Raw genomic sequence first — 23,208 nt, 5'->3', positions numbered from 1 at the left:
GAGCCAACATCCGTGCCGTTCATCCTGATGCAGCTGTTGGGAGGGCAGAGAAGGGGAGTGTTGCGCGACATCGTGCACGCCTCAGAATCCCGCGGTTCCGGTGGAATGGTCGGGTGCGTTCGCCGTCCGCACGCCCACGCGCTGCCGGCCATCTGGGAGGCCGCATCCGTTGGCGGACAGGTTTCGCCAGCGCAGGGTAGAGGAGGTCAGCGGCAGCGATGCGGAACGTTGTTTCGAGAATAAATGAGCGCTGTGATGATACAAAAGCCAGGAGTCCTCAACAAACCTGTCTTCCCCGAGCGCGCTCCACTTTCTCCTGGCTCTTTCCGGTGTCCGAAGGTACTGCTCCCCGAAGCAAGATGACTCTTGGGGAGTGGATATCGGCCTGAATACCCTTTTGCAAATGAACGGTTTTTGCGGCTACTTCGTCGAGGGCAATATGTTGGAGCATACGACAAATTTCTTTGTTCTTGGTGTAGCTTCCACGTATGCATTCCAAAGTGTACTCGAGTAGATTCATCCATCATGCATCGCGCTGAGGCTCAGGACGTGCCGGGCGAGATCACACGTTCACCGTGCTCCTTCACTGCGCACCGCCCGGTCCCGAATGCCACCAAGGTTTTGTGAGTCAGAACATCTGCGGTCTTTCTCTTTTCATCTCTAGGGTGTAGTTGTCATCCATGCGACGGAGTGAACCCAACCCAAAACGGCCATTGCACGTTCGCGAATGCACCATGCCATACATCCGATATCTCGTCGTTTCTGTTCTCATTCTTCTTGGCCTCTTCTCTGCCTCCTGTGATCTCTCCGGGAGCGGCGATGCCCCCGACTGGGTTGGGAACTGGCGGGAAACCAGCCAGGTTGACGGGCCGGGTCCTGACAACGATGACTCTGGTCCCTACTATTCCGCTACAAAGAGTAAGTTTGAGAAGATTACGAGAGTGGCTTTCGGGTGTGTCGTCGAAGCATACGACGTAGAAGAAGTCAACGGCGACACATTGGAGGTCATTCCTAGAGATGAGCAAGAAAATGACCGGGAGGAAATTAGACTTGAGAAATCCGGAAATACGCTCACCATAGAGTTTCTCGACGCTGACGACGGCGAGACCTCGACCGTCACCGCGGAGCCCCTGGATGAAGACCCGCGTGCCGCGGCAGATTGTGAGTCCTCATCGTAGACCTCCCCGGAATCATCTCCGGTCGTAGCCTCGCTCGCGGACTTCTTTTCCACGCAAAGCATCTTGGACAGATGGGCACCGGTCTTTTTCCCTTTCACACTTTGATCTGCACCACTGAAATCTGTGGTGGGCTCCAACCCAAGCGACGTCCGATGGTCGGACCGGTGGTAGGACTGATCGTGCTCTTGGTGGGAGGCGGTTTCTTTTCCCCCGCACGGGGTCAGATCAAGGACACGCAAATCGGGAATTCGCCAGTTCCTGTCCGCGCAGTCCTTTCTGATTGGCAGGACTGTGGCCTTCGAAAGACCGACATGGACATCCGCAAGAGCATTCGACCAGAGGGGTCGGTCGCAGATTCCTCCACCGCCAGGATTACGGTAAACTACTCGGGCTTCCCGCCCAAGGCGAAGCGCGCCTTTGATCGCGCCGTTGAAATCTGGGAGACTCATATCCGATCCGACGTAACCATCCGAATCGGGACCAACTACCAGTTCCTGGGACGTGGAGTGCTTGGGGGAACGACTCCGATTTCCGCGTACCCGCTGGATAGAGACCGGGACGGTGAGCCCGAAATGGTCGTCTTCGACGCTTTGGCCGACGCACTCACCGGCGAGAATCAACAAGGCCGGGCGGGGCCAGACTTCTTCGTGTCGATGAACAAGGGTCGGGACGATTGGCACTTTGGGAAGGGCAATGCACCGCCTGGCACAGTCGACTTCACGACGGTTGTAGTCCACGAAATCGCGCACGGCCTCGGGTATTTCGCCATCCAAGGGGTATCCGACGGGGTGGGTGCGTACGGGATCAACCATGACCAAATCGATGAGAAACGGACACCGAACGTCTACACCACGTTTCTCGTCCAGCAGAGGCAGGACGGAACGCAGGCATCGCTGGTCGACGAGTCGGTGTTTCCGAATCCCTCCAGCGATCTTGCCAATGCGATGACGAGCGACGAGGTCGTGTTCGGAGGTCCGGTGTCCGCCACGGTGGCCGAGCAGAACCCTGGTCCAGGGTTCCCCAAGATCTATGCGCCCTCGCCCTACAGGCCCGGATCGAGTGTGTCGCACCTCGACGAGGCGGTGTATCCTGCCAGCGGCCAAAATGGCCTGATGACCCCCTATCTCGGGACCGCCGAAACGATCCGGCTGCCAGGCCCGATCGTATGCGGACAGCTCCGCGACCTCGGCTGGCCGCTGGGCCCAGGGTGCCTACAGCACTTCAAAGATGTATACGGACTTCAGTTTGCGGAGCAGCCGGACTCGGAGTACGGGAGTGTATCTCTTTCCTGGGAGGTGAAGGACGACGCGAGAGTACAGGAGTATATCATCGAGCGCAAGTATTTCGACGGAGCATTCACACCGATCAAGCGGGTTGAAGGCCCTCCGGTAACTGTTGATAGCCTGGGGCTTGGCACCTTCACCTTCCGGGTGCGGTGGGTGCGCGCAGACGGCTCAACGGGCACGACGACCCGGGCGATCTCGCAGACCTTTGAGCCACGGGACGTGGAAGTCCGGACAGCATCGAGAGATCAGCAGGGCCGGGCGACCGTGTTGCTCGACTGGAACGTGCCCCGCGGAACAGAGGATTTTTCCTACCGGATCGAGCGTCAAGTGGGCCTCGGCGGCACCTTCGTAGAGACAGCGTCGACGACGTCGACGAAACATTCACTTCGCCGGCAAACACCCGGCACGTATCGGTACCGCGTGGTGGCGGTAGACGACATGGGCCACACTATTTTTGGGAACGAGAAGCGAAGAGTCGAGATCGACTTCGACGGGAAGACGTACGTCTTGGGCCCCTATCCCAACCCGGCTCGGGAAACGGCCGTCTTTGACTTGACTGCCCGCGAGGCGCAGCCCGTCACCATCGAGGTGTACAGTGTGACCGGCGAGCGGCTCTACGTCGACCAGCGGCGACTGGGCACCCGGGCTCCTGAGTCGATCCAGATTGACGTAAGTCGATGGAGCAGCGGAATGTATGTTCTTCGGGTGCGGGGCAACACGTTTACGCGAACCCGGGAGATGATGGTTGTTGAGTAAAGCCGCTCCTGTGCCTCCTGTAGGATGGGATGATTCTCGTGCCTCTTCGATCTCGAGGGAGGTCCCGGACCCAACCTGGCTGCGTTCCCCGGTCGATTCAGGAACGTGGGTCCGGGACACACGAGACTGATCTGGGGTCCTGTTGCAGCTCCCCCCTACGCGACATCGCACACGCACCGGAATCCCAGATTTCCGGTAGAGCTGTCGGGCGTGTTCGCCGTCCGCGCCGCCACGCGGTACCGGTTGCAGTAGGACCGGTGACAGAGGTACGAGCCTCCCCGAATCACCTTCGCCTCTCCGTCGGGCGGGCCGGTTGGGTTGTCGCGCGGCCCGTCGACGTGGTAGTCGGGACTGAACCAGTCCTGGCACCACTCCCACGCGTTGCCAGCCATCTGGTAGAGGCCGTACCCGTTGGGCGAAAAGGTCTCGACCGGCGCGGTGTAGCGGAAGCCGTCGGCGGCAGTGTTGTGTTCAGGGAACTCTCCCTGCCAGATGTTGCACCGGTGCTCCCCGTCGGGCATCAGCTCATCACCCCACGGAAAGGTGTTCTGCGTCAGGCCGCCGCGGGCGGCATACTCCCACTCCGCCTCCGTGGGCAAACGTTTCCCGGCCCACTCGCAGTAGGCCACGGCATCGTTCCAGCTGATGTGGACGACCGGATGGTCCAGGCGGGTGCCCACGTGCGAGCCGCGTCCGAAGGGCCATTGCCAGCAGGCCTCATCGACGGCACACCACCACGGGGCGGGCTGGGACCGTCGGGCGCGCTTCGAGACCCGGTCCGGGAGGAAGTTTTGGAAGACGAAGGACCAACCGTACCGCTCGGCCTCAGTCTCGTAGCCGGTGCTCTCGACGAACGCGCGGAACTCTCGGTTCGTCACAGCGGTGGCGTCGATGTAGAACGGGTCCATCTGCACCTCGCGGACCGGCCCCTCCCCGTCGGCCGGAAATCCTTCGTCAGAGTCGGTCCCCATCAGGAACGTCCCGCCCTCCAGACGCACCATGCCGTCGGTGGAGGTCTCCGGGGCTGGGGCATGGGCGGGCGCTAGGGCCGGCTGGGACGGAGCCGCGTCGGTGGCGGAGTTGCGGTCACGGCTAGCGGTGCAGCAGGACGATTCGGACATGAATGACGTGGTGATTTGCCAAGGATATCCTCAGGGTGGGTACAACCATCAGAGACTTGTGTGCCCCGGTGCTACAGCACTACCGGTGGGCATGCTACTGGGCGCCGCAGGCGGGGACACTGCTCTTTTCGGGATCGTGCTGTGGGTTCGGAGTTGGCATCTGGGCCCCGACTTGCTCGCGCCAATGAGCAAGGCGGCGCTGGAGCCGGTCAGTCCGCTCCGTCTGCCTGGCGGCAAGATTGTGTCGTTCGCCCGGGTCCGTTTTCAGGTCGTAAAGCTCTCGCTCGTCGCAGTGGTAGTAGTCGATAAGCTTGTATCGACCGTGCCGGATCGCCCCTGCCGGCCGCTGGTCCCGCCAGGAGTAGTGTGGAAAGTGCCAGTGAAGAGTGCGGGGTCGGTCCATGGCCGCCCCACCGAGCAGGGAGCGAAGGTTCGCACCGTCTAGGCCTTGGGGCTGTGCCCCAGCGGCGGCAAGAATCGTCGCAGCGAGGTCGTGCCCAATGATCGGGGTGTCGACCGTCTGGCGGGCTACTCCTGCGCCGGCAGCAATACAGGGCACCCGGATGCCCCCCTCATAGATTGTCCCCTTTCCGGCGCGGAGTGGTCGAGGCGGACTGACGTCCGTCGGGCCGTTTTCGGAAGTAAACAGGAGCAGGGTGTTTTCGAAAATGTCGTGCCGGCGGAGCGTGTCGACGATTCGACCTGTGCTCCGGTCAATGCTTTCGATCATGGCAGCGTAGGCAGCCCGTTCCTCGTGACCCGGCCCCAATCGGTCCCGATACTTCTGGACGAGGGCCTCCTTTCCCTCGTGGGGCCGGTGGACCGCGTAGTGGGGCAGGTACAGGAAGAATGGCTGGTTCCGGTGGGTCTCGATGAAGCGGCGCGCCCGGCGGTTTAGGCGATCGGTGAGGTACTCGCCGGGGCGGGCCTCGACATCCGGCACCCCGTACGGCGCAAACATGCCTTGCTGGTGCCCCCGGCCAGACCCGCCGAACCCAACGTCGAAGCCATGGTCGGTGGGCAGTGAGCCGGGCCCCCCGAGGTGCCATTTGCCGATGCTAGCAGTGGCGTAGCCACGGGCTCCGAGGCGTTCGGCGACCGTGCGTACCTCGTGGGGCAGATGGTCTCGCATGTCGGGGGGGCGGAGAGGGGCGTGCGGCACGTCGCGGCCCGGCAGGTAAGTGGTGAGGTGCAGGCGGGCTGGGGCCTGGCCGGTGAGGAGACTCGCCCGGGATGGAGAGCAGTTGGGAGCGGCGGCGTAAGCGTTTGTGAACCGGGTGCCCTGATCCGCGAGGCGGTCAAGGTTCGGAGTGTCGTACGCGTCGCTGCCGTAGCAGCCGAGGTCCCGCCAGCCGAGGTCATCGACCAGGATCAGAACAACATTGAGGCGGTCGGGGCCAGAGCCACGTCCGGGGCGGACGCCGGCGACTCCTGTTCCGGCCAGCCCCAGGAGGGTTTGGAGAAATTGACGGCGTTGCATGGCGCGGCTCAGTGCTATGGAGACTCGTCCACAGGCGCAGGTCTCTCAGAACTCGTCTGGCGGCGCCAGGACCGGAACCCGTAAAACACGGCCACCCCCAGCAGCAGGATGCCAACGCCAATCAGAGCGTTTCGGGGCTCCATACTACTGATGGTACTCACCACGACGAACGTTGACGCCAGAATAAAGAGAATGGGCAGGAGCGGATACCCCACCATGCGAAAGGTGTCCGGCTCCCCGTCGGTTGCCCGGTCCCGGTGGCGGTAGACGAAGAGCGTGCCGACGATTAGGGCGAACAGAATCCAGTCCCCGAACACAACGTAGTTCAGGAGCTGCGAGAAGGTCCCCGTCATGGCTAGTACGATGGCCCACCCCGCCTGGAAGAGGATCGCCCAGGTCGGGGTGCGGTACTCGGGGTGGAGCCGTGCAAAGGCGTGAAAGAAGAGGTCGTCCTCGGCGATGGCCTGCAGCACACGGGGCGCCGCCATGATGATGAGATTGAGGATTCCGAAAACCGAGATCATGACGCCGATGCCGATGAGAGTGCCCCCCGTATTCCCCAGCAGGGCCTCCATCGCGTCGGTGGCTGGGGCATCGCTAGCTGCCAGCCCGTCGACGCCCAGAGCATACAGGTATGCGTAGTTGGCCAAAAGGTACGAGCCGACGACGACGCCCACCCCGATAAGCAGCGAGAGAGGAAGGTTTCGGTTGGGGTTTTTAATCTCGGCGGCAATGTGGTTGGCGTGCTGCCACCCCCCATGGGCAAACAGGACAGGCGTCAGGGCGGCCCCGAGGGCGGCCCCGATGCCCCACGAGCCTTTCGTCGCCCAAACAGACTGCGCAGCGGTCTCCGGTGACGTCATCTCGCCCGTTCCAAACCAGAGCCCCGCCCCCACGAGTCCGGCTAGCGCTCCAAGTTTTAGCACCGTAAAAATGTTCTGGGTAAGACTGCCGAAGCGAATGCCGAAGTAGTTGACCCCAGAGAGAAATACGATAGACGCGACCGCGATGGGGAGCGTCCAAGGTTCACCAAGCTCGAAGATGTCTCTCGCGTAGTCCGCAAACGTGATGGCGAGGGCGGCAATGGCCCCCGTCGCCGTAATGAAGGCCACCTTCCACCCGTATAAGAACCCGAAGAGCGGGCTGAAGGCCTCCCGAAGGTATACGTACCCACCCCCTGCCTCTGGGCGGCGCGCGCCCAGCTCCGCGAAGCAGAGGGCTCCGACAAGGGCAATTGCCCCCCCAATGGCCCAGGCCGCCATGATGAGCCCAGGCGTGTCGACGCGCTGGGCCACGACATCGGGTCCCCGAAAAATCCCGGATCCGATAATGCCGCCGGCCACGACCATCACGCCGTCGAACAGGCTGAGGCTTCGAACATAGCTCGAGGACTCATCTGCGTCGGTGGTCGATTCAGGGTCGGCAGCCATGGGCGCGTCAATCGGTGTTCAAGAGCGTGGGACCGCCCGGCAAGGGCGAAGTCAGAGACATGTTGAGCGGCCAGCGTTTGAGCGGCCAGCGGGCCGCCGCGGGCTAGTGCCGCGCCTCCGCAGCATCAGCCTGACTCCTATTCCGATTCCTCAGCGTCACTGGATGACCGAACCTCTGGAAGCGCCAGGCCGGCCCGGTCGTAAAGTGCATGCATGTGGTGAATTGCACGTCGGATCCTCCGGTCGCTTCCCTCAAGAGTGGGAATTTCTCGGATGATCGCCGGAAAAAGACTGGCAGCCCAGCAGAGAAGGGTGGTGAGGAGGACACATCGGGGACGTACTGAAAGATAGAGACTCACAGCAGAAATCTGGACTACGTTGAGCCGAAGAACTGATGCTCTCGAGTCAATCTACGTCGGCACGTCCGGTCCGGTCGTGTCGTCGTACCGGGCCCGCAGTGCACGAAGCTCTTGCTTCAGGTCCTTGACTACGTCTGCGTAGCCGGGAGCGTCGTAGACGTTCTGCAGCTCGTGGGGGTCCTTCTTCAGGTCAAAGAGCTCCCACTCCTCCACCGTGTAGTAGTAGATGAGCTTGTGACGGTCCGTCCGTACGCCATAGTGGGGCCGCACTTTGTGGGGCCCGGGGTACTCGTAGTAGTGGTAGTAGAGCGGCTCATCCCAGCCAGCCTGCTCCCGCCCCTCCATAAGTGGGCGCAGGCTTCGGCCCTGAACACCCTCGGGAATCTCTACGCCTGCTACGTCCATGAAGGTCGGCGCGAAGTCGATGTTGCGCACGATCCGATCTTCCACAGTCCCCGGCTCAATCATGGGAGGGTACCGCATTAGGAGTGGAATCCGGATCGACTCCTCGTACATGAAGCGCTTGTCATAGTAGCCGTGCTCCCCGATAAACATGCCATTGTCCGTGGCATAGACCACGAGCGTGTTTTCGGCCAGGCCGACCTCATCGAGATAGTCCAGGATCCGGGCGATCCCTTCGTCGAAGGCCTTCACCGTGCGCTGGTACTCCTTCATGTAGCGCTGGTAGTTCCAGTGCTTCCGCTCGGTGTCGGACAGGCCCTCGGGCTGCTCGTCGGACCAGTCCGGCATGTTGGCGATGCTCATCTCCGCGTGGGTTGCGGGACTCGCTCGACTGAAGTAATCATCGTTGAAGGTCGGTGGGGGCGGGAACGGGGCGTCGGTAAAGAGGTCCTCGTGCCGCTCGGCGGGTTTCCATCCCCGGTGGGTGGCCTTGTGCCAGCTGAACATGCAGAAGGGGCCGTCGTCCCCGCGGTGCTCTTCGATCAGGTCGATCGTCTCCTGGGTAATGATGTCCGTGACGTACCCGGACTCCTGCGTCCGATTCGGCTCGCCGCCGTCCTCAGGCTTCTCCAGAAACACGGGGTCGTAGTACCGTCCCTGGTTCGGGAGCCGCTTCCAGTAGTCAAAGCCGGTGGGGTCGTTTTCGAGATGCCATTTGCCGACCTGGAGGTTGGTGTACCCTGCCTCCTGGAGCCGCTTGGGGAACGTCATCTGCGAGTTGTCGAACGGCTCCTTATCCCCGAAAATATTCTCGGTGACCCCGTGCTCGTGGCTGTACTTGCCGGTCAGCATCGAAGCCCGGCTCGGCGCACAGAGCGAATTGGTCACGAATGCGTTATCGAACCGCATGCCCTCCTCGGCAATGCGGTCCAGCCCCGGCGTTTCCATGAGCCGGCTGCCGTAACAGCTGAGGCCCCGGACCGTGTGGTCGTCGGTGAGGATAAAGAGGATGTTCGGCTGCTCGGGGGGCGACGGGCGACCGCCGGACCGGTCCTCGGCGGAGGAAACGTGGGGAGCGAAGGTCGCCAGCCCCGCCGCACCCATCGCCTTCACGGCCTCACGCCGGTCCATGGTGCCGGCCGAACGAGAGGACTTGTCCGGAGAGGCCTCGTCGCTTTCGGTCGCTGAATGAGAGGTGTCGGTGGACGTGGGGTGGGGGGAGTCGTTGCTCACAGAGTGCTTCGGGGGAGTTTGGTAGGGGATGGGGGGCGCGTGATCGCGGCGATACTTTTGCTTACGTGCTCGAGGCGTCGCGCGACCGTGTGGGGCTGGTGTGCACGGTGCCTTTTCCTACAGAAAAAAGTTGGGGGCACCGCAGTGTCACGCGTCAGAACCAGTTCCTTCGGTCATCTCGTGATAATCATTCGGCTGGTGTGGGTGGTGCCACTCGGTGTCTCCATCCGCACGAAGTAAAGGCCACTGGCGACCGGCTCTCCCCCAGCACGAGTGCCATCCCACCGGACTTGCAAGGACGAGCCCGGCCGCGTCTCTTCGTTCTTGAGGGTCTTCACGCGTCGCCCCAGCATGTCATACACCGCAATCTCGACGTTCCCTCGCTGTGCAACACTGTAGTTGATGGTCACCGTTCCCTCAGTACCCGTGAAGGGATTCGGGTAGACGCTGTTGATGGCGGTTTCCTCGGCGCTTCCTCCTCCTTCTTCGATCTTCTTGTCACCAAGGGTGAAGTAGACGTAGCTCCATTTGTCGAAGGTTTCTGCCTTGCGAGCATTGTCGGCCCGAACCGTCCCTGCCTGGTTTTTGGGAGTCGCAGAAGCAGGGGTGTGGTATTTTGGACCCGAACGATGATTGTCGCTCAGTGCGAAGGCTCCCCCCATTCCCGAGGAAAGGGTTTTCTCCAGAGCGCGGGTCAAGGTCTTCTTGCTGCCCCCAATGGCACTGTAGTCGAGTCGAAAACCGATCTTGTCCCCAGTGTCAAAAACAATGTCGTTATTGAGCCTGGGGTCGACCTCACCACGCCTCGTTTCGGGAAAGGCCATTTCGATAGCAACCTTCTCGTCCCGGCGCTGGACATCGAACCGGATACGGGCCCCCTGAGTGCTGTTCAGAGTGTACACCCGGCCAAACTCTTGCTGATACTCCGAATTTGTGTCCCATACCCCGTTGTCGCTGATCGAACGACCATCGATACTGGCGTCGTAGGTACGGATGCGTTCAAGGCCCTCGTCGACCACGTCCGCAACAATCTCGGTGTTTCCGATGCCGTACCATCGCCCGTCGGCGTCAAAGTCAAAGCGCATCATCGGCACGGCCGAGCGCGGTAGCTCGAGAGCAATGTAAAGCGAGTCCCGGGCGTACGTGCTGTACACTGTAGGGTCAAAGCTGGATACAGCTTCAGTCTTGTGAAAGACGCCCTGGCTGATGGACGCCTTCTCGGGCCATTCCGAAACGTCCCCATCGATGGTGGGCCGAAATCCTCCGGCCTTCATAACACTTTGGGACACATTGTACCGCGGATAGCGGTCGTCACCATCCGGGGTATTGTCGCTGTCCGTGTCGGAGTCGTTCGGGTTGGAAGCACTGTAAGGATAAATGCCGTCTGTGGCCTCCGCCTTGTCGGAAAGCCCATCTCCGTCGGTATCCGCGCTGGTGGTGTCCGACCCAAAGGTCTTCTCACTAACCGGAACACGAGAGTTTTTATCCGGAAGGCCATCGCCATCTGCGTCTCTTACTTCACGCACGACCCCCCAACGCCTGTCCAGATCCAGGTACGTGCTAAAGTCCTCCGGATCAAACGTCCGGAAGAGGGCAGACTGAAAGTCGTATCGCTTTCCGAATCGGAGACTCTCGGGGACTTGGGAGTACACCGACGCGTTGTATTGCTGAGGGCGATCACCGTGCCCGAACTCAGGATGTGCGTTGTATCGATATATGCCGTCCAAAACATGCTGTCCTTCGTGAATAAAAAGCCAGATCAGGTTATTGACCCGTTTGCTGACCTGATCCCCGTACTCATAGGGGTCTGAGCCATAACCAGATTCGGGAAGCGGGAGTTGGAGCTGCGCGAACCCCGTGCGGCGGTCAGGCCCGCTCATCGCCTCACCGATGCGGTTGGTAGCCCCTAGCGAATAGTACCCCCCTACCGACGGAGTCAAACGGAAAACGAAGTCGTACTGTGTGTTCATGACGCCAAACATCTCCTGCAGATGCCGACCAGTGGTGTTGACCGACTGGAAGGCTCTGTTGTCCATCTCCACGTACTCTTCGATCGGGTAATAGGTGAAGTCGATGTTAAGCTTCATGTTCGTGTTCCGCCAGATAAAGTCTCTGGCCTTGTTGAGATAAAGCTTGTAGTCCTCAACAAGCCGGTCGGGCGTCTGATGATCCCCTCCGTTCCGGTGATTTGCGTTCTTGTATATCACCACGGCAACTTTGAGGGTCATATACCGATAGGTGCCCTCCTTCTCCTCCGACGTGGTGACGGTAACCTCCCGCGCGCTTCCCACCTCTTCGAGGTTCTCGTTCCGCCCCAAAACCTTGAAGAAGTATGTCGTACCAGGCTCGAGCCGATCGGCCACGTACCGGGTCCCCCCTTCCTCGTCGCGAACACCCGTGAAGCCACTCGGCTGAAGAGGATACCGCTGCCCCTCCTTCCGACGGTATATGTTGTACCCCGCAAGGCTGGATTCGGAGTCGTCGAAGGCTTCCCAGTTAAGGGTAACGGCGGTGGCTCGCACCGTGGACGCAGTGAGGGTGCTGGTTGCCTGTGAGTTTGAGTTGGCGGAGGCATCAGATCCGTCGATGCTACTCTGCCCGGCCGCTGCGGGGCAGAGCATGAGAGCACCAACCGCCAGAAGGAGCACCCCAATGGTCCCGAGAAGAGTAGAAGACATTTTGCGTAGCAGTGTCGACACCATGGATGGGGGGTACTGCTGTTTCAAAGGAAACTTTCTAGAAAATGCAAATTTTTCTGAGAAACTGTTCCTGTTTCCCGCACACGAGGGAGCCTGCGAAAACGACCCGCAGGCCCCCGTTGCGTAGAGTTAAAGTCAATCGAAGCCGGGAAAACTGGCTCTATTCCGGGGGCTGGAGAATCTCCCCAATCTCGTGGACCAGTCCATTCGTACCTTCGATGTCGGCGGTCTGGATGGTCACACCGTTTACCTTTACCTCGTTCCCAACGGTAAATGTAACCTTGGAGCCTTCCAGTGTCTTTTCGGTCTGACCGTCCCGAATCGTGTTGAGCTTAACCTCACGCGGGATCACGTGATATCTCAGAATACTTCGGAGCTCGTCCTTCTGGCTCTCCGAGAGCTGGTCGAAGGAGCCAACGCCCTGATTGTCGAGGTAGGTCTGGAAGGCCTGGTCGATAGGTCCAAGAATGGTGTAGGTGGAATTCTCGTCCTGAAGGTCGTCCCGGATGCCCACAGCGGCAGTCGCCGCGCCCAGTCGGGTGAGTCCATTGACAACGCCTACCTGCACGACATCGAGGGCCGACGGCGTGAGAACACCACCATTAATCGTGTGAAGAACCCCGTTGCTGGCTCGAAGGTTGGACCGGGCGATTTCAAAACCACCGACGGAGACCGTGGTGTCCTGGTCCGATGAAACGTTCACGGAGACCTTGACAGTCTCCCCCAGAAGAGTCTGGATCTCCTGTCCGTCCCGATCAAGCAGATCAGACGCCCGAATCTCCTGATTCGGAATGACGTGATTGCGGAGGATTTTTTCGAGGAGGGGGCGGTTTTCTTCCTCCAGGAGCGCGGAGCCGACCCTCGGGGGAAGCGCCGCAAATCCACGTGCTGACGGGGCGATTACCGTAAACGGACCTTGTCCGGAGAGAGCATCATCCAGGCCTGTTGCCGAGAGCCCCTCCTCAACCGTTTGGAGGAACGGAGCAAGGCGGACCCGCTGAGGAATAGGTTGGCTTCCGAGCAGTGCCCCACCGATTGTGTGCAGACGTCCGTTGCTCGAAAGCTGATCCGGGGTACGAACGACCTGCCCGTTCACACGCGTTAGGGTTAAGGTATCCACAACCACTCCCTGATCCCGGCGGAAGACCTGCTCGACTTCCACGCTGAGTTGGGAACCGTCGAGCGCAGTGAAAGTGGCTCCGTCCGTCAGGTCCTCCCTCGTGATGGTCTGGTCCACCACGTGATGACGAAGAACCCCGTTCAGCAGCTCGGTGTCGTTAAGGAGCGTCTCCGTCTCCACCGATCCGAATGCATCGTCGACTGGCGCGAAGAGGGTAACACCGTCGGGGAGGCCGCCGCTGAGGCCCGAAGCGCCCAGGGCCGCCTCAAGAGTAGAAAGTCCTCCGGACAACTGGATACGCGTGCTCAGCGGCTGGTTCGAAAGGAGCACGCGATCGATGGTGTGGAGAACCCCATTGCTGGACTGAATGGACCGGGTTACAAGGGGCACCTCGTTGACCGTAATGGTCGTGTCATTGGGCCTCTCAACCGTAAGCTCAGTCCCGTCGAGCGTGGAAAGGGTTTGTCCATCCTCCAGCTCGGAAGCCTTAAGTCCCTGTCCCTCCACGACATGAAGCTGGAGAACCTCGCTCAGAAGCGCACTGTTGCCTTGGAGGAGCGCCTCTAGCTCAGCATCCTCAATGGTATCCAGACCATCCGGAGCAAACACCGTAAATGGACCTTCCCCATCGAGTCTTCCCTCAAGGTTTGACGTGTCGACGGCCGCGGAGAAATCCCCGAGTCCCCATCGGTCAGACTGGTTCAGAATGCGGTCCGCGATGGTTCGGTTATCGGAGGAGACATTCGGGTCGAAATCTTCGGTAGTATCACAGGAGGAAAGGACAAACACCATCCCGATGGCGCAGACGCCTAGGGAAAGGGTCCGGAGTCCGTAGCGCAGTGTCGAGTACATAGTGAAGGGGGTTTTGGGTGAATAGCCTAAAGGAGGGGGAACGCTGGCGGGCTTTCGGTCCGGAAAAGAAGCCTCCGAAGACCTGAAACGACTGCACAACGGGCCTGAGGGGACCCGCTGTGCAGCCTGCCCAACAGAAAGAGCCGAATACTATCGATCCCACCCGGCGGGAGCAGATCCGGGGCCACCGCCGCCAAAGGTGTAAAGCTCTTTCTCGAGAGCCGAAAGCTCACTCGCCGGAATCGGGAAGTGGATGGGCGTTCCCTTCACGAGGTCCTTCCAGCCCCGTGCATGGGACCACTTGATGGTTCCCACCGAGAACATCGTCTCGAGATAGAACTCATACTTGAGCATCGACCAGAGGCTCACCTGGTTGTACCCCTGGCTCGGACGCCCGTTGCCGTGGCGGTCGTCCGGAGACCCGACCGGATTTGCGGACGTCGCGGGCGGAAGCTCTCCCACGTCGACCCGGGAGTTGTTGATTAGCTTCGCAACCTGCTGCTTAGCACCAGACGCCTGCGTCCGGAGCAGTGCTTCAGCCTGCATCAGGTCCATCTCGGAATGGTCCATGACGACGAGAGGACCTGCCTGGTTCGATCCTGAGAAATCCCCATAGCTGTCGTCCCGAACGTCGCGAGGGGGAGTCGTATACCGGATCATCGCGTAGGGCGAGCCAAAGCCGTACCCAGTGTAGTCGAAGTATTTCCCTTGCGATCGCCAGCGGCCCTCACCGGGCTCACCGACAATGCGCTTGTCCTGCGTTTCGATTTCGAAGAAATCAGGGTTTTTCTTCTCGGGCCGGATGGCCAGCCATTCGTCAAATTCCCCACTATTATCGGCCGGGCCAAGATGATAGTAGCTCACGCGCCCCCAAGGCGACTTGCCCTGGAAAGGCTGGCGGAGGGACCACATGCCCCACGAATTAAACCCGATGCCGTCGCCCGCAATAACGAGGTCTTCCTGAAGGCCCGTTCGGGCAAGCTCAGCGACCTTGCTCCAATCGACGATTCCGCCATTGCTCACGTCCCTGCGCTCCTCCATGCTTCGGGGGGTCATCGTCCATGCGCGCACCTTCATTGAGCGGACGAGACGGACAAATTCCTGGTTGTTGAATGCATTTCCCTTGACCCAGTTGGACGGCAACGTGAACCTGGTATCCTGTGCAATCTCGATGGCCCGATTGTAGAACTTCAGGGCGGAGTCGCGGAGCGTCTTGTAGCTCCGGAGTTCAGGCGTGCCCGACTGGAGGTCTGTATGTTCAGTAATCACGAATCCTCGATCAAAGACGACCGCAATGTGCATGGTGGCCCATCCCTGGACAAACTTTCCGAAGGCCAGGGCCCTCTTCGTGCGGGCCTCAGTACCGATGTCCAGTCCATCGTCGATTGCCCGGAGACCGTCGCGGACCGACGATAGCGCGGAATAGTTGTCGTTCCAGGCGTTCGTGTTGAATGGATACCCGCCACTGGCCCGGTTCTTGAACTCAGTGCGGGGCTCTTGTCCCATGTCGACCCAGCGACAGCAGCCGTATGAGTATGGGGAGCGGAGCATGCTAGAGCCCATGGCGGTACCGGTAGCCGGATTACGGTGCATCCATCCACGCCACGCCGCAAAGAAGGCCCCCCCGATCAGGGACTCAACGTCGCCGGGATTGGAAAGAGCATCCTGACGGTCAGGATTATTCGGGTTGTTCTTTACGCTCAGAAAATCGCTGCAGCCAGTGGCGCCGAGGCTCACTGCTACGAGGAGGACGAGCGAAATGTATCGTATGTATCGATTGGGGAGATTCATGGTATAGGCAACTGTGTCCAGTACAAAGTTCTGTGCACGCTCCCGGCCGTGACAGACCGGGGGGCCTGCCACGCTTGCGGGGCGATTGGATTCTCTGAACTCTCTTCGGCTCCAACTTAGAAGTTGATCTCGAGGTTTGCCTGGAAGCTCCGATAGTTCGGGTATCGGAAGTAGTCGATTCGGACTTTGTTTGTAATACCACTTCCACGACCACTTCCAACCTCCGGATCCCAGCCGGAGTAGCCCGTGAAGGTCAGGAGGTCCTTTCCGGTGATCCCAATGGTGACATCGTCGATCCCATAGCTCGACCCGAACGTTTGCTCTAAGAACTGGCTATCGAAGGTGTAGTTGACCGCGAGTTCGCGCAGCTTCAAGTAGGTTCCGTCTTCAACGTAACGGTTATTCCACGCATCGAACGCGTTTTGGTACCCGACCGGCTTCTTCGTTTCGACAGACTTACCTCTCTGGTCTGCCTGTTTGTGATTGTTTCCGGCCCAGTGACGGTTGAAGTTGTAGATATCTCCCCCGTACTGGCCTCCCCAGAGGGTTCTCACGGTGAAGTTTCTCCAGTCGAGGTTGGCGTTAAAGCCGTAGAAGAAGTCGGGGTTCGTGTTTGCGATGACGGAGGCGCTCCGGCCCTCCGGAGGCTTGGCCTTCACGGGATAGCCCCAGTTAAAGTCGTTTTTTCCGTCACCATTGATGTCAACCATGGATCCCCAGAGCTCCTTCCTGATGCCGTCCTTCCAGCTGTTCCCTTTGCCAACGGCGACAACGAAGCCCTCGTCGTTCACCGCGAACTGGTCACTGAACGGCTGCCACTTCTTCGGAAGATTGGACTTGTCCCGGATGTACTTGTTGCCCAGAATTTTTCCGAAGAGCATTCCCTCTTCGTAGAGGGTTCGACCGTCCTGACCAGTCCGGTACCCAGGACGGTTGAACTCCGTGATTCGCGATCGGGTGTGGGTGATCGTACCCCCGAGGGTCAGTGTCAAGTTGTCCCTCTTGAGGATCGTCGCGTCGAGCCGTCCTTCGAGGCTGTACGACTCGACTGTACCGGCATTCCTCGTCTGCTGATTGTACCCGACGAATCCGGGCAGAGGAACGTTCAGAATCTGGTTTTCAACCCGGCTGGTGGCGTACGTAAACTCCCCACTGACGCGGTTGAAGATCGTGAAATTCAAACCGAGCGATTGCTCAACCTGGTAGGAGGGATTCAGGTTTTCGTTGCCTAGCTGGAACTTATTAATGCGCCCTCCCGCGACGTTGTAGGTCTCAAACTTGTCATTGAAGCCAGGTTGTCCCCCCCCGGTACCGTAAGAGTACCGAAATTTCAACTCGTTGACCGACTGGCTGAGGGGCCACCACGGCTCTTGAGAAGGACGGTATGCCCCGCTGAGGCGATAGTAGTAGTTCCAACGCTCCTCTGCTCCGAACCGGGACGTTCCATCCCGCCGTATGAGCGCGTTCACGATGTATCGCCCTTTCCAGTCGAGGCTGGTTTGGGCAAACCCGTAAATGCCTCGGGTGTCAGTCCGATAGTTACCCGCCGTGATGTCCTCTTCCTGGGCGTCATCCCTGACGTTTCCAAAGTCGGTTACTCCTTGCGTGATGAGCCCACCAGCATTGGCGCTAAGTGAGGAGGTGATTCGCCGGTCGGCACGCACGCGAAACTGAGTACGAGTGTTGAGGCCACCGAGGAACCGGTAGGAAATGGTGCTCCGAAGCTGAGCCTGCCAGTAACGTCTCCGATCTACGTCCCGAGAGATTTGGCCTTCGGTGATCGGGTCATCCGACTGGGATGCATTGAATCCCTTATCGACGAATTGCCGAAAATCGCTGTTGAAGGACCGAAAGCTAAACTGCCCACGGAAGCTCAACCAGGGGAGCGCCTGGTAATCGAGCCGGGCCGTTCCCGTAACACGAGTGCGGCGATCATTCCATGTCTGATTGTTTACGAGGTACAGCGGGTTCTCGTACCGGTTCGTTGAATCGGGATTCGCGACGTATTTCCCGTTTTCGTTCTTCTGTGTGAGGCTTACTGCTGGGCTGTTGAAATATACTGCCGGCCAGAGGGAAGAGCTCCCCCGCATCTGGGTTACGTCGTCACGATTCGACTGAGAAAAGTACGACCGCAGGGTGAAGGTAAGGCCATCAGTGAGATCGTGGTCGAGGTTGAACCGACCGTTGTAACGCTGGTAGCCGCGCGCCCCCTTAACAGGACCCTGCTCTTTCACCTCTCCGAACGAGATGCGGAAGTTCGTTCCCTGAGTTCGCTGACTGACCGACGTGAAATTTCGCCGGAAGGTGCCCAGATCGAAGACCGCATCGATGTGGTTATTAAACACCGGGTACGGATTGTCGTCGAACAGCACGAAATTGGTTTCGTTACTGCCCTTCGGGCTAAACCGCTGAAAGTCGGTGTTGGCGCTGTTGTACGTCCCTTTACAGAGACCGGGCTGTCCCGTGCAGTCAGTCACAAAGTCGCCCACCTGAACTTTCCGCCCGTTCGGGTCGACGAAGGAGGTCCGTGCGATCTGGCGTGTATGATTCCGGCCCACCTGCGGCGGTGCGTTCAGTTGGTTGAACCCGATCAAAGAGCGAAACTTGACTCGGGTTTCTCCGAGGGCATTCGAACCTCCGTCCTTTGTGGTGATGCGGATTACGCCGCCACTCGCACGGGATCCGTAGATGGACGCAGCCGCTGACCCCTTGATGACCTCGATGCTCTTGACGTCGAGTGCCTCAAGATCCTGAAGGCCCCGCATGATGGCCCCGTCGACCACGTACAGAGGCTGGTTCCCCCCCTCGATACTGGTGATGCCTCGCAGGATGATGGACGCATTCTCACCGGGCGTGCCGGCTCCCTGAATAACTTTCGCTCCAGGAACGCGTCCCTGGATGGCCTCGGCCGGATTCACCGAACTTGGAACGGAGGTGATCTCCTCCTCCGACAGGGTATTCACGGAGAACGGAGCCTGCTTCATTCTTGTCTGTTGCCCAAATCCGGTGACCACCAACTCGTCCGTTTGAAGTATGTCCCGGGCCAACGTGAAGTCAACCTCAGTCACTCCCGAGGTCAGTTCGACCTGCTTGGTGGCAGTCTTAAATCCTACAAACCGGACCCGAACCGTGACGGTCTGCCCCCGCACCCGGCGCGCGGGAATCGTGAGGGTGTATTCTCCTTCCGGTGTGGTAACGGTCCCTACCGATGGTCCGAGCGTAGGCACGCTGACGTTCGCCCCAGGGAGTGGCTTCCCGTCGGTGGAATCGGTAACGGTACCTGTGAGCGTGGCCTGCTGGCCAAGCGCCGTGGCGGGCATGAGAAAAAGCACGGCGGCAAGACCAGCGAATGCCTGCGCCCATTTACTCACTTGTATCCATCTACTCATGTGCATGACGTGGTAGAGTTACTTAGCAAAGGGAGGCGCTGAACGGTGAACCAGCCGGTCGTTTTCTAAACCGGTTCAAATCACGTGAGACCAATCTAGAACTCGGAATTTCCTTTGTCAAAGTTCTCAGGTGCCGCCAAGATGAAGATGGTGTTACCTTGATTGCCGACGGCTCACAGAAACATTCCTTCAAAATTAAGAACGAGGTGAATTTGGAGGTCGAATCGTGCAGCAGAGGAATCAACCGAAACTGGCGAACTGAGCAGCATAGGAGACGCTGGACAATGTCTCTCAGATACGGTTCCTTATTGGGCGGATGATCTCCGCTCCTGCCTCTACATCGACGCGTTCTCTGCATACGACGTACCTACTTATGCGACACAATATCACCGCACTCTCTTCCGTCTGCTCGCTACGCGCGCTTCGCCGTACGGCTCTCGCGGCTACCCTTCCCCTTCTCGTTTTCGGCCTCGCGGCCTGTGCGGGGTCCGGACAGTCTGGAAGTTCTTCCCAGACGATGGATATCAACGAGGTGATCAAATTGCTTCGCAAGGAGGGGCTAACCGTGACCCCGGGACGACAGCTCTCGCCCAGATACGCGCGGGAGGGACTCGTTCTCAGCACCGGTGTGGGAGACAACATTCGGGTCCTCGAATTCGCGAGCTCGAATTCTGCCGCGATGACAATCAGCCGCAAGAGCCCAAGTGCTGGATCCCCGCCATTCTACTACCAACGGGGAAACATCATGCTCGTGCACACCGGAAACAGCTCGAAAGTCGAGCGGGTGCTCAAGTCGCAGTTTACCCCGAAGAGGCGGTAGCATGCTTTTTCCGCGTTGCTAAGCTGGGGATGGCCGGAAACGGGCCATCCCCGCATGACTCTGGGCCTCGCCGGCCCAAGGGCCCGAGGACCCACACGCATGTTCCTTCGGTTCTCGGTGAGAAGGCGCCCACGCGCTCCTTCTGAGCGGGGCTGCGTTCGGTCTTACACAGCATCGGGGCGGGACCGGAGCACAGCACGTTTCATCAAGGGCGTCCGGTTCTCATTGCTGATCGGAGGGATCGTGTGTCTGTTTGCGTGCATCCGGAGGGAGGGTGCCGAGGGGAAGCACCGCCTCAGATCGAGGATTTAGGCAAAGGGACGTTCGTTGATGTTCCCTACCAGCCCAACTGCTCCCAACGTGTCTTGCCCTTCCAGTTGCTCTGGTTTGGGCCCGGGGTGCTGCGGCCTCGCTCAATGTACCGCTTGAGAAGCTGACGCAGTTGCCGCTTCTTCTCGGGATATCGCCCCTGCACGTTGTTCGTCTCAGCGGTGTCTCTTTTCAGATTGTAGAGCTGGACGGGCGGCAGCCCCCGCTCTCGGGCCTCGCCCGTGGTGGGAGAGCCGGCCCAGCTGCTCCCCGAACCGGGGCAATTCGCCAGTTTCATCGTGTCCCTCAGGATTGCGAGGCATCCCCCCCCGGACCGAGCGACAATGGCGTGACCATCGGGGCGATCCGTTGGTTCCCCCAGCAGGGTGGGAAGGATGTTGCGACTGTCCACGCCGGCGGACGGCGCAAGCGTCTGACCGGTTAGGGCCGCAAACGTAGCCATCAGGTCGTTCAGGCTAATCTGCTCATGGTTCCGGGTGCCGGCGGGAATGTGACCGGGCCATGTGGCGATCAGGGGAATCCGGTGTCCCCCCTCCCAGATGGTGGCTTTCAGTCCTCGGAAAGGACCATTCGGATCGTGTCCCTTTTCGAGGGCGTCCTCGGCGGCGTTGGGGGAGGTGCCGTTGTCGGAGGTGACAATCAGCAGAGTGTTTTGGAACATGCCTTGCTCTTTCAGTGCCCGGACGACCGTTCCGACGACCGCGTCCACCTGATAGACGAAGTCCCCGTATGCTCCCAGCGTCGTTCGGCCGCGGTACGGGTCGGCCGGGGCCACCGGTTTGTGCGGAGCCGTGAGCGGGAAGTACAGGAACAGTGGAGAATTCGCCCGCTTGCGTGCATGGCCGCGGATTGTCTCGACCGCCTCACGAGTGAGGCGGGGGAGAATGTCTTTCGGTTGCAGGTCGGGGAGGGCCGGTCCGGCCTGCCCAAACAGCGTGTCGGACACTTGTCGGGTGGGCGGGGCCACAGCCTTTCCATCTTCGACGAAGACGTACGGCGACATGTCCGAAGATCCCGGCAGGATGAACGACCGGTCGAACCCGTGGTCGTTGGGGCCGTCGCGGATCGGCCGATCGAAGTTGATTTTGTCGTCCGATTGCATCCTCCAGCCAAGCCCTAGATGCCATTTCCCTACTGCCGCGGTCCGGTAGCCAGCCCCCTGAAGCACAGTGGCGAGCGTTTCCCGATCCGGGCCGATGAGAGGCTTGGCTGGGGGCCACAGGACCCCCTGTTTCAGGCGCGTGCGCCAGGAGTAGCGTCCGGTGAGCAATCCGTAGCGCGTGGGCGTGCACACCGATGCTGACGAGTGGGCGTTCGTAAACCGCATGCCGTCCGCAGCCAGACGATCCATGTGCGGCGTCGGGATTTTCGAGTCGGCGTTGTAGGCGCGAACGTCCCCACGCCCGAGATCGTCGGCAAGAATAAGCACGATATTGGGGGGGCGCTCTCCCGTCTGGTTCCCGTCTACCGCCCCCGACGGCTGAGCGTCTTCGGGGGAGGGGCTCAGGAAGATTCCTGCTGCGAGCACGCAGAGGACCGCACCTAGACGGCGTCCGACGTTCAAATCTGCGGTCATTTTTTTATTGCAGTATCTGCTGCATCCGACGAGAGAGAAGGCATCGCCGCACCGCATACGCCTGTCTGACTTCGTTCTCGGCGAGCGGGGATTCAGGGTTAGTCCCGCTCACCCGGGCGAGTCCGCTGGTTCTTGCCCGAGAGGCTCACTTGTACGACGTCAGGGTTGATGCGCACCGTGGCCTGCCCCAAGAGCGCCCGCTGTTTCTCCTGCACGGCCTGCTGGCGACGCTTGGAAAGTAGTGTCCACTTTGCCTGTCCCCGGGTCGGGGTTGCCCGGCTGATGAGCTTGAAGAGGTGGAATCCGGTTTCCGTACGGACAGGATCCTCCGTCAGCCGATTGGTATCTTGGAGCGCCAGGATTGCGTCGGCAAAGCGATCGTCCATTTGCTTCGGGGTGGCCGCTTGCTTCATCCCGCCCATCGGAGCGGTCGGGGCATCGCTATGACGCCGAGCCATCTCCGCAAAGGAGGCCCCGTTCTGAACGCTGTCAACCACAGCACGGGCACGGGCCCGAACTGAATCGATCGTGTCGGGCGGCGCATCCTTGTCAACTTGAAACGCGATGTGACGAACCCGGACCTTTTGGTTTTGGGGATCGCGCCGAAATTCCTCGATGTCTGATTCGGAGGGCATGTCGACCTGGCCGGCCCACCGTTCGCCAAGCTTCTGGATTCGAAGCGTGTTTGCCTGCTGTTCGCGCACTGAGTCGACCGTGAGGCCACGCTCTCTGAGGGCTGCGCGCAGGGCCGCCTCGCTTTCGTATCGGTTCCGAAGTCTCTCCATCTTCCGGTCCAGACGCGCGCTGTCGACCTCAACGTCGTTCGCCTTCGCCGCCTCAACCATTACATGACGGGTCACAAACTGCTCGAGCATGCGGCGGTGGGAGGCAGTGCCCGCTGCGGAAGCGGCCTGGGACTGGGACTTCACCTGTTGCGATTGCTGTTGGCGGAGCGCCCGCAGCTTGCGGCGGTAGACCGCCGTTCGAAGCGTGTCGACGCCATATTTGGACCGAACGATGATCGCGTGCGACGTGTCGGACAGGGGCGGGCCTACGTCGAAGGCGAAGGCGGCCTGCGACTGCGCATCGTCGCCCCCGCTCTCTCCTCCACATCCCACTACCGCTATCAAGATCAGCAGTCCCCAGATCGGGGCCCGGACCCCGCCATGCATCGAACTGCTCGTCGTATCGTTCATGGGGTGAAAGGGTTGTCGATTCGAACGCGAACGATGAATGCTCGCGCTTCGGCAAGAGGCCTGTCGCTTCCGACGCTCCTCCACGCCAATTGAGAACTCCGTCTAGGTCGTTCCCGGCCTGGCTACTTCGCAATTACGCGCTCCTCTTCCGCTTCCGCAAAGCGGTCGTAGTGCTCGCTGAGACGCACGC

13 protein-coding genes are annotated in these 23,208 nt (G+C 60.2%); 3 read left to right on the top strand and 10 right to left on the bottom strand.

Annotated elements, in window-relative coordinates; all coding sequences use genetic code 11:
* Positions 1 to 734 precede the first annotated feature (734 nt).
* Both ABEL04_RS09375 and ABEL04_RS09370 read left to right on the top strand, forming a co-directional pair.
* Positions 735 to 1,178 (top strand): hypothetical protein, encoded by a 444-nt coding sequence (locus ABEL04_RS09375; RefSeq protein WP_375802129.1) that lies wholly within the window; start codon positions 735 to 737, stop codon positions 1,176 to 1,178.
* 311 nt (positions 1,179 to 1,489) lie between these two features.
* Complete coding sequence (locus ABEL04_RS09370; protein WP_375802128.1) at positions 1,490 to 3,220, top strand: T9SS type A sorting domain-containing protein; 1,731 nt, start codon at positions 1,490 to 1,492, stop codon at positions 3,218 to 3,220.
* Positions 3,221 to 3,375: 155 nt separating this feature from the next.
* On the opposite strand, the gene ABEL04_RS09365 is transcribed toward ABEL04_RS09370, so the two are convergent.
* The 8 genes from ABEL04_RS09365 to ABEL04_RS09330 form a co-directional block, all read right to left on the bottom strand.
* Entirely contained in the window at positions 3,376 to 4,341 is a 966-nt protein-coding gene (locus tag ABEL04_RS09365; protein WP_375802127.1) for a formylglycine-generating enzyme family protein, read from the bottom strand.
* A gap of 94 nt (positions 4,342 to 4,435) precedes the next feature.
* Positions 4,436 to 5,821 (bottom strand): sulfatase, encoded by a 1,386-nt coding sequence (locus tag ABEL04_RS09360; protein WP_375802126.1) that lies wholly within the window; start codon positions 5,819 to 5,821, stop codon positions 4,436 to 4,438.
* A 14-nt stretch (positions 5,822 to 5,835) separates the two neighbouring features.
* Complete coding sequence (locus ABEL04_RS09355) at positions 5,836 to 7,251, bottom strand: APC family permease (protein ID WP_375802125.1); 1,416 nt, start codon at positions 7,249 to 7,251, stop codon at positions 5,836 to 5,838.
* Positions 7,252 to 7,661: 410 nt separating this feature from the next.
* On the bottom strand, positions 7,662 to 9,245 hold the full coding sequence (locus ABEL04_RS09350) for a sulfatase (RefSeq protein ID WP_375802124.1): 1,584 nt from the start codon (positions 9,243 to 9,245) through the stop codon (positions 7,662 to 7,664).
* A 173-nt stretch (positions 9,246 to 9,418) separates the two neighbouring features.
* Complete coding sequence (locus ABEL04_RS09345; RefSeq protein ID WP_375802123.1) at positions 9,419 to 11,923, bottom strand: T9SS type A sorting domain-containing protein; 2,505 nt, start codon at positions 11,921 to 11,923, stop codon at positions 9,419 to 9,421.
* Between the two features lie 181 nt (positions 11,924 to 12,104).
* Entirely contained in the window at positions 12,105 to 13,916 is a 1,812-nt protein-coding gene (locus ABEL04_RS09340) for a fasciclin domain-containing protein (RefSeq protein WP_375802122.1), read from the bottom strand.
* A gap of 150 nt (positions 13,917 to 14,066) precedes the next feature.
* Positions 14,067 to 15,707 carry a hypothetical protein gene (locus tag ABEL04_RS09335; protein ID WP_375802121.1) on the bottom strand — a complete coding sequence of 547 codons (1,641 nt, stop codon included), beginning with the start codon at positions 15,705 to 15,707 and terminating at the stop codon, positions 14,067 to 14,069.
* A 116-nt stretch (positions 15,708 to 15,823) separates the two neighbouring features.
* Positions 15,824 to 19,096, bottom strand: a complete 3,273-nt coding sequence (locus tag ABEL04_RS09330; protein WP_375802120.1) for a SusC/RagA family TonB-linked outer membrane protein — start codon at positions 19,094 to 19,096, stop codon at positions 15,824 to 15,826.
* Between the two features lie 517 nt (positions 19,097 to 19,613).
* On the opposite strand from ABEL04_RS09330, the gene ABEL04_RS09325 reads away from it, so the two are divergent.
* Positions 19,614 to 19,916: a hypothetical protein gene (locus ABEL04_RS09325; RefSeq protein ID WP_375802119.1), complete on the top strand. Its 303-nt coding sequence runs from the start codon at positions 19,614 to 19,616 to the stop codon at positions 19,914 to 19,916.
* 337 nt (positions 19,917 to 20,253) lie between these two features.
* Here ABEL04_RS09325 and ABEL04_RS09320 read toward each other — a convergent pair whose 3' ends face one another.
* Together ABEL04_RS09320 and ABEL04_RS09315 are read right to left on the bottom strand one after the other, a co-directional pair.
* Entirely contained in the window at positions 20,254 to 21,822 is a 1,569-nt protein-coding gene (locus tag ABEL04_RS09320; RefSeq protein WP_375802118.1) for an arylsulfatase, read from the bottom strand.
* A gap of 98 nt (positions 21,823 to 21,920) precedes the next feature.
* On the bottom strand, positions 21,921 to 23,018 hold the full coding sequence (locus ABEL04_RS09315; RefSeq protein ID WP_375802117.1) for a peptidylprolyl isomerase: 1,098 nt from the start codon (positions 23,016 to 23,018) through the stop codon (positions 21,921 to 21,923).
* Positions 23,019 to 23,208 lie beyond the last annotated feature (190 nt).

The organism is Salinibacter sp., assembly GCF_042218895.1.
Taxonomy (GTDB): domain Bacteria; phylum Bacteroidota; class Rhodothermia; order Rhodothermales; family Salinibacteraceae; genus Salinibacter.
This window is presented reverse-complemented; position numbering and strand designations above follow the sequence as displayed.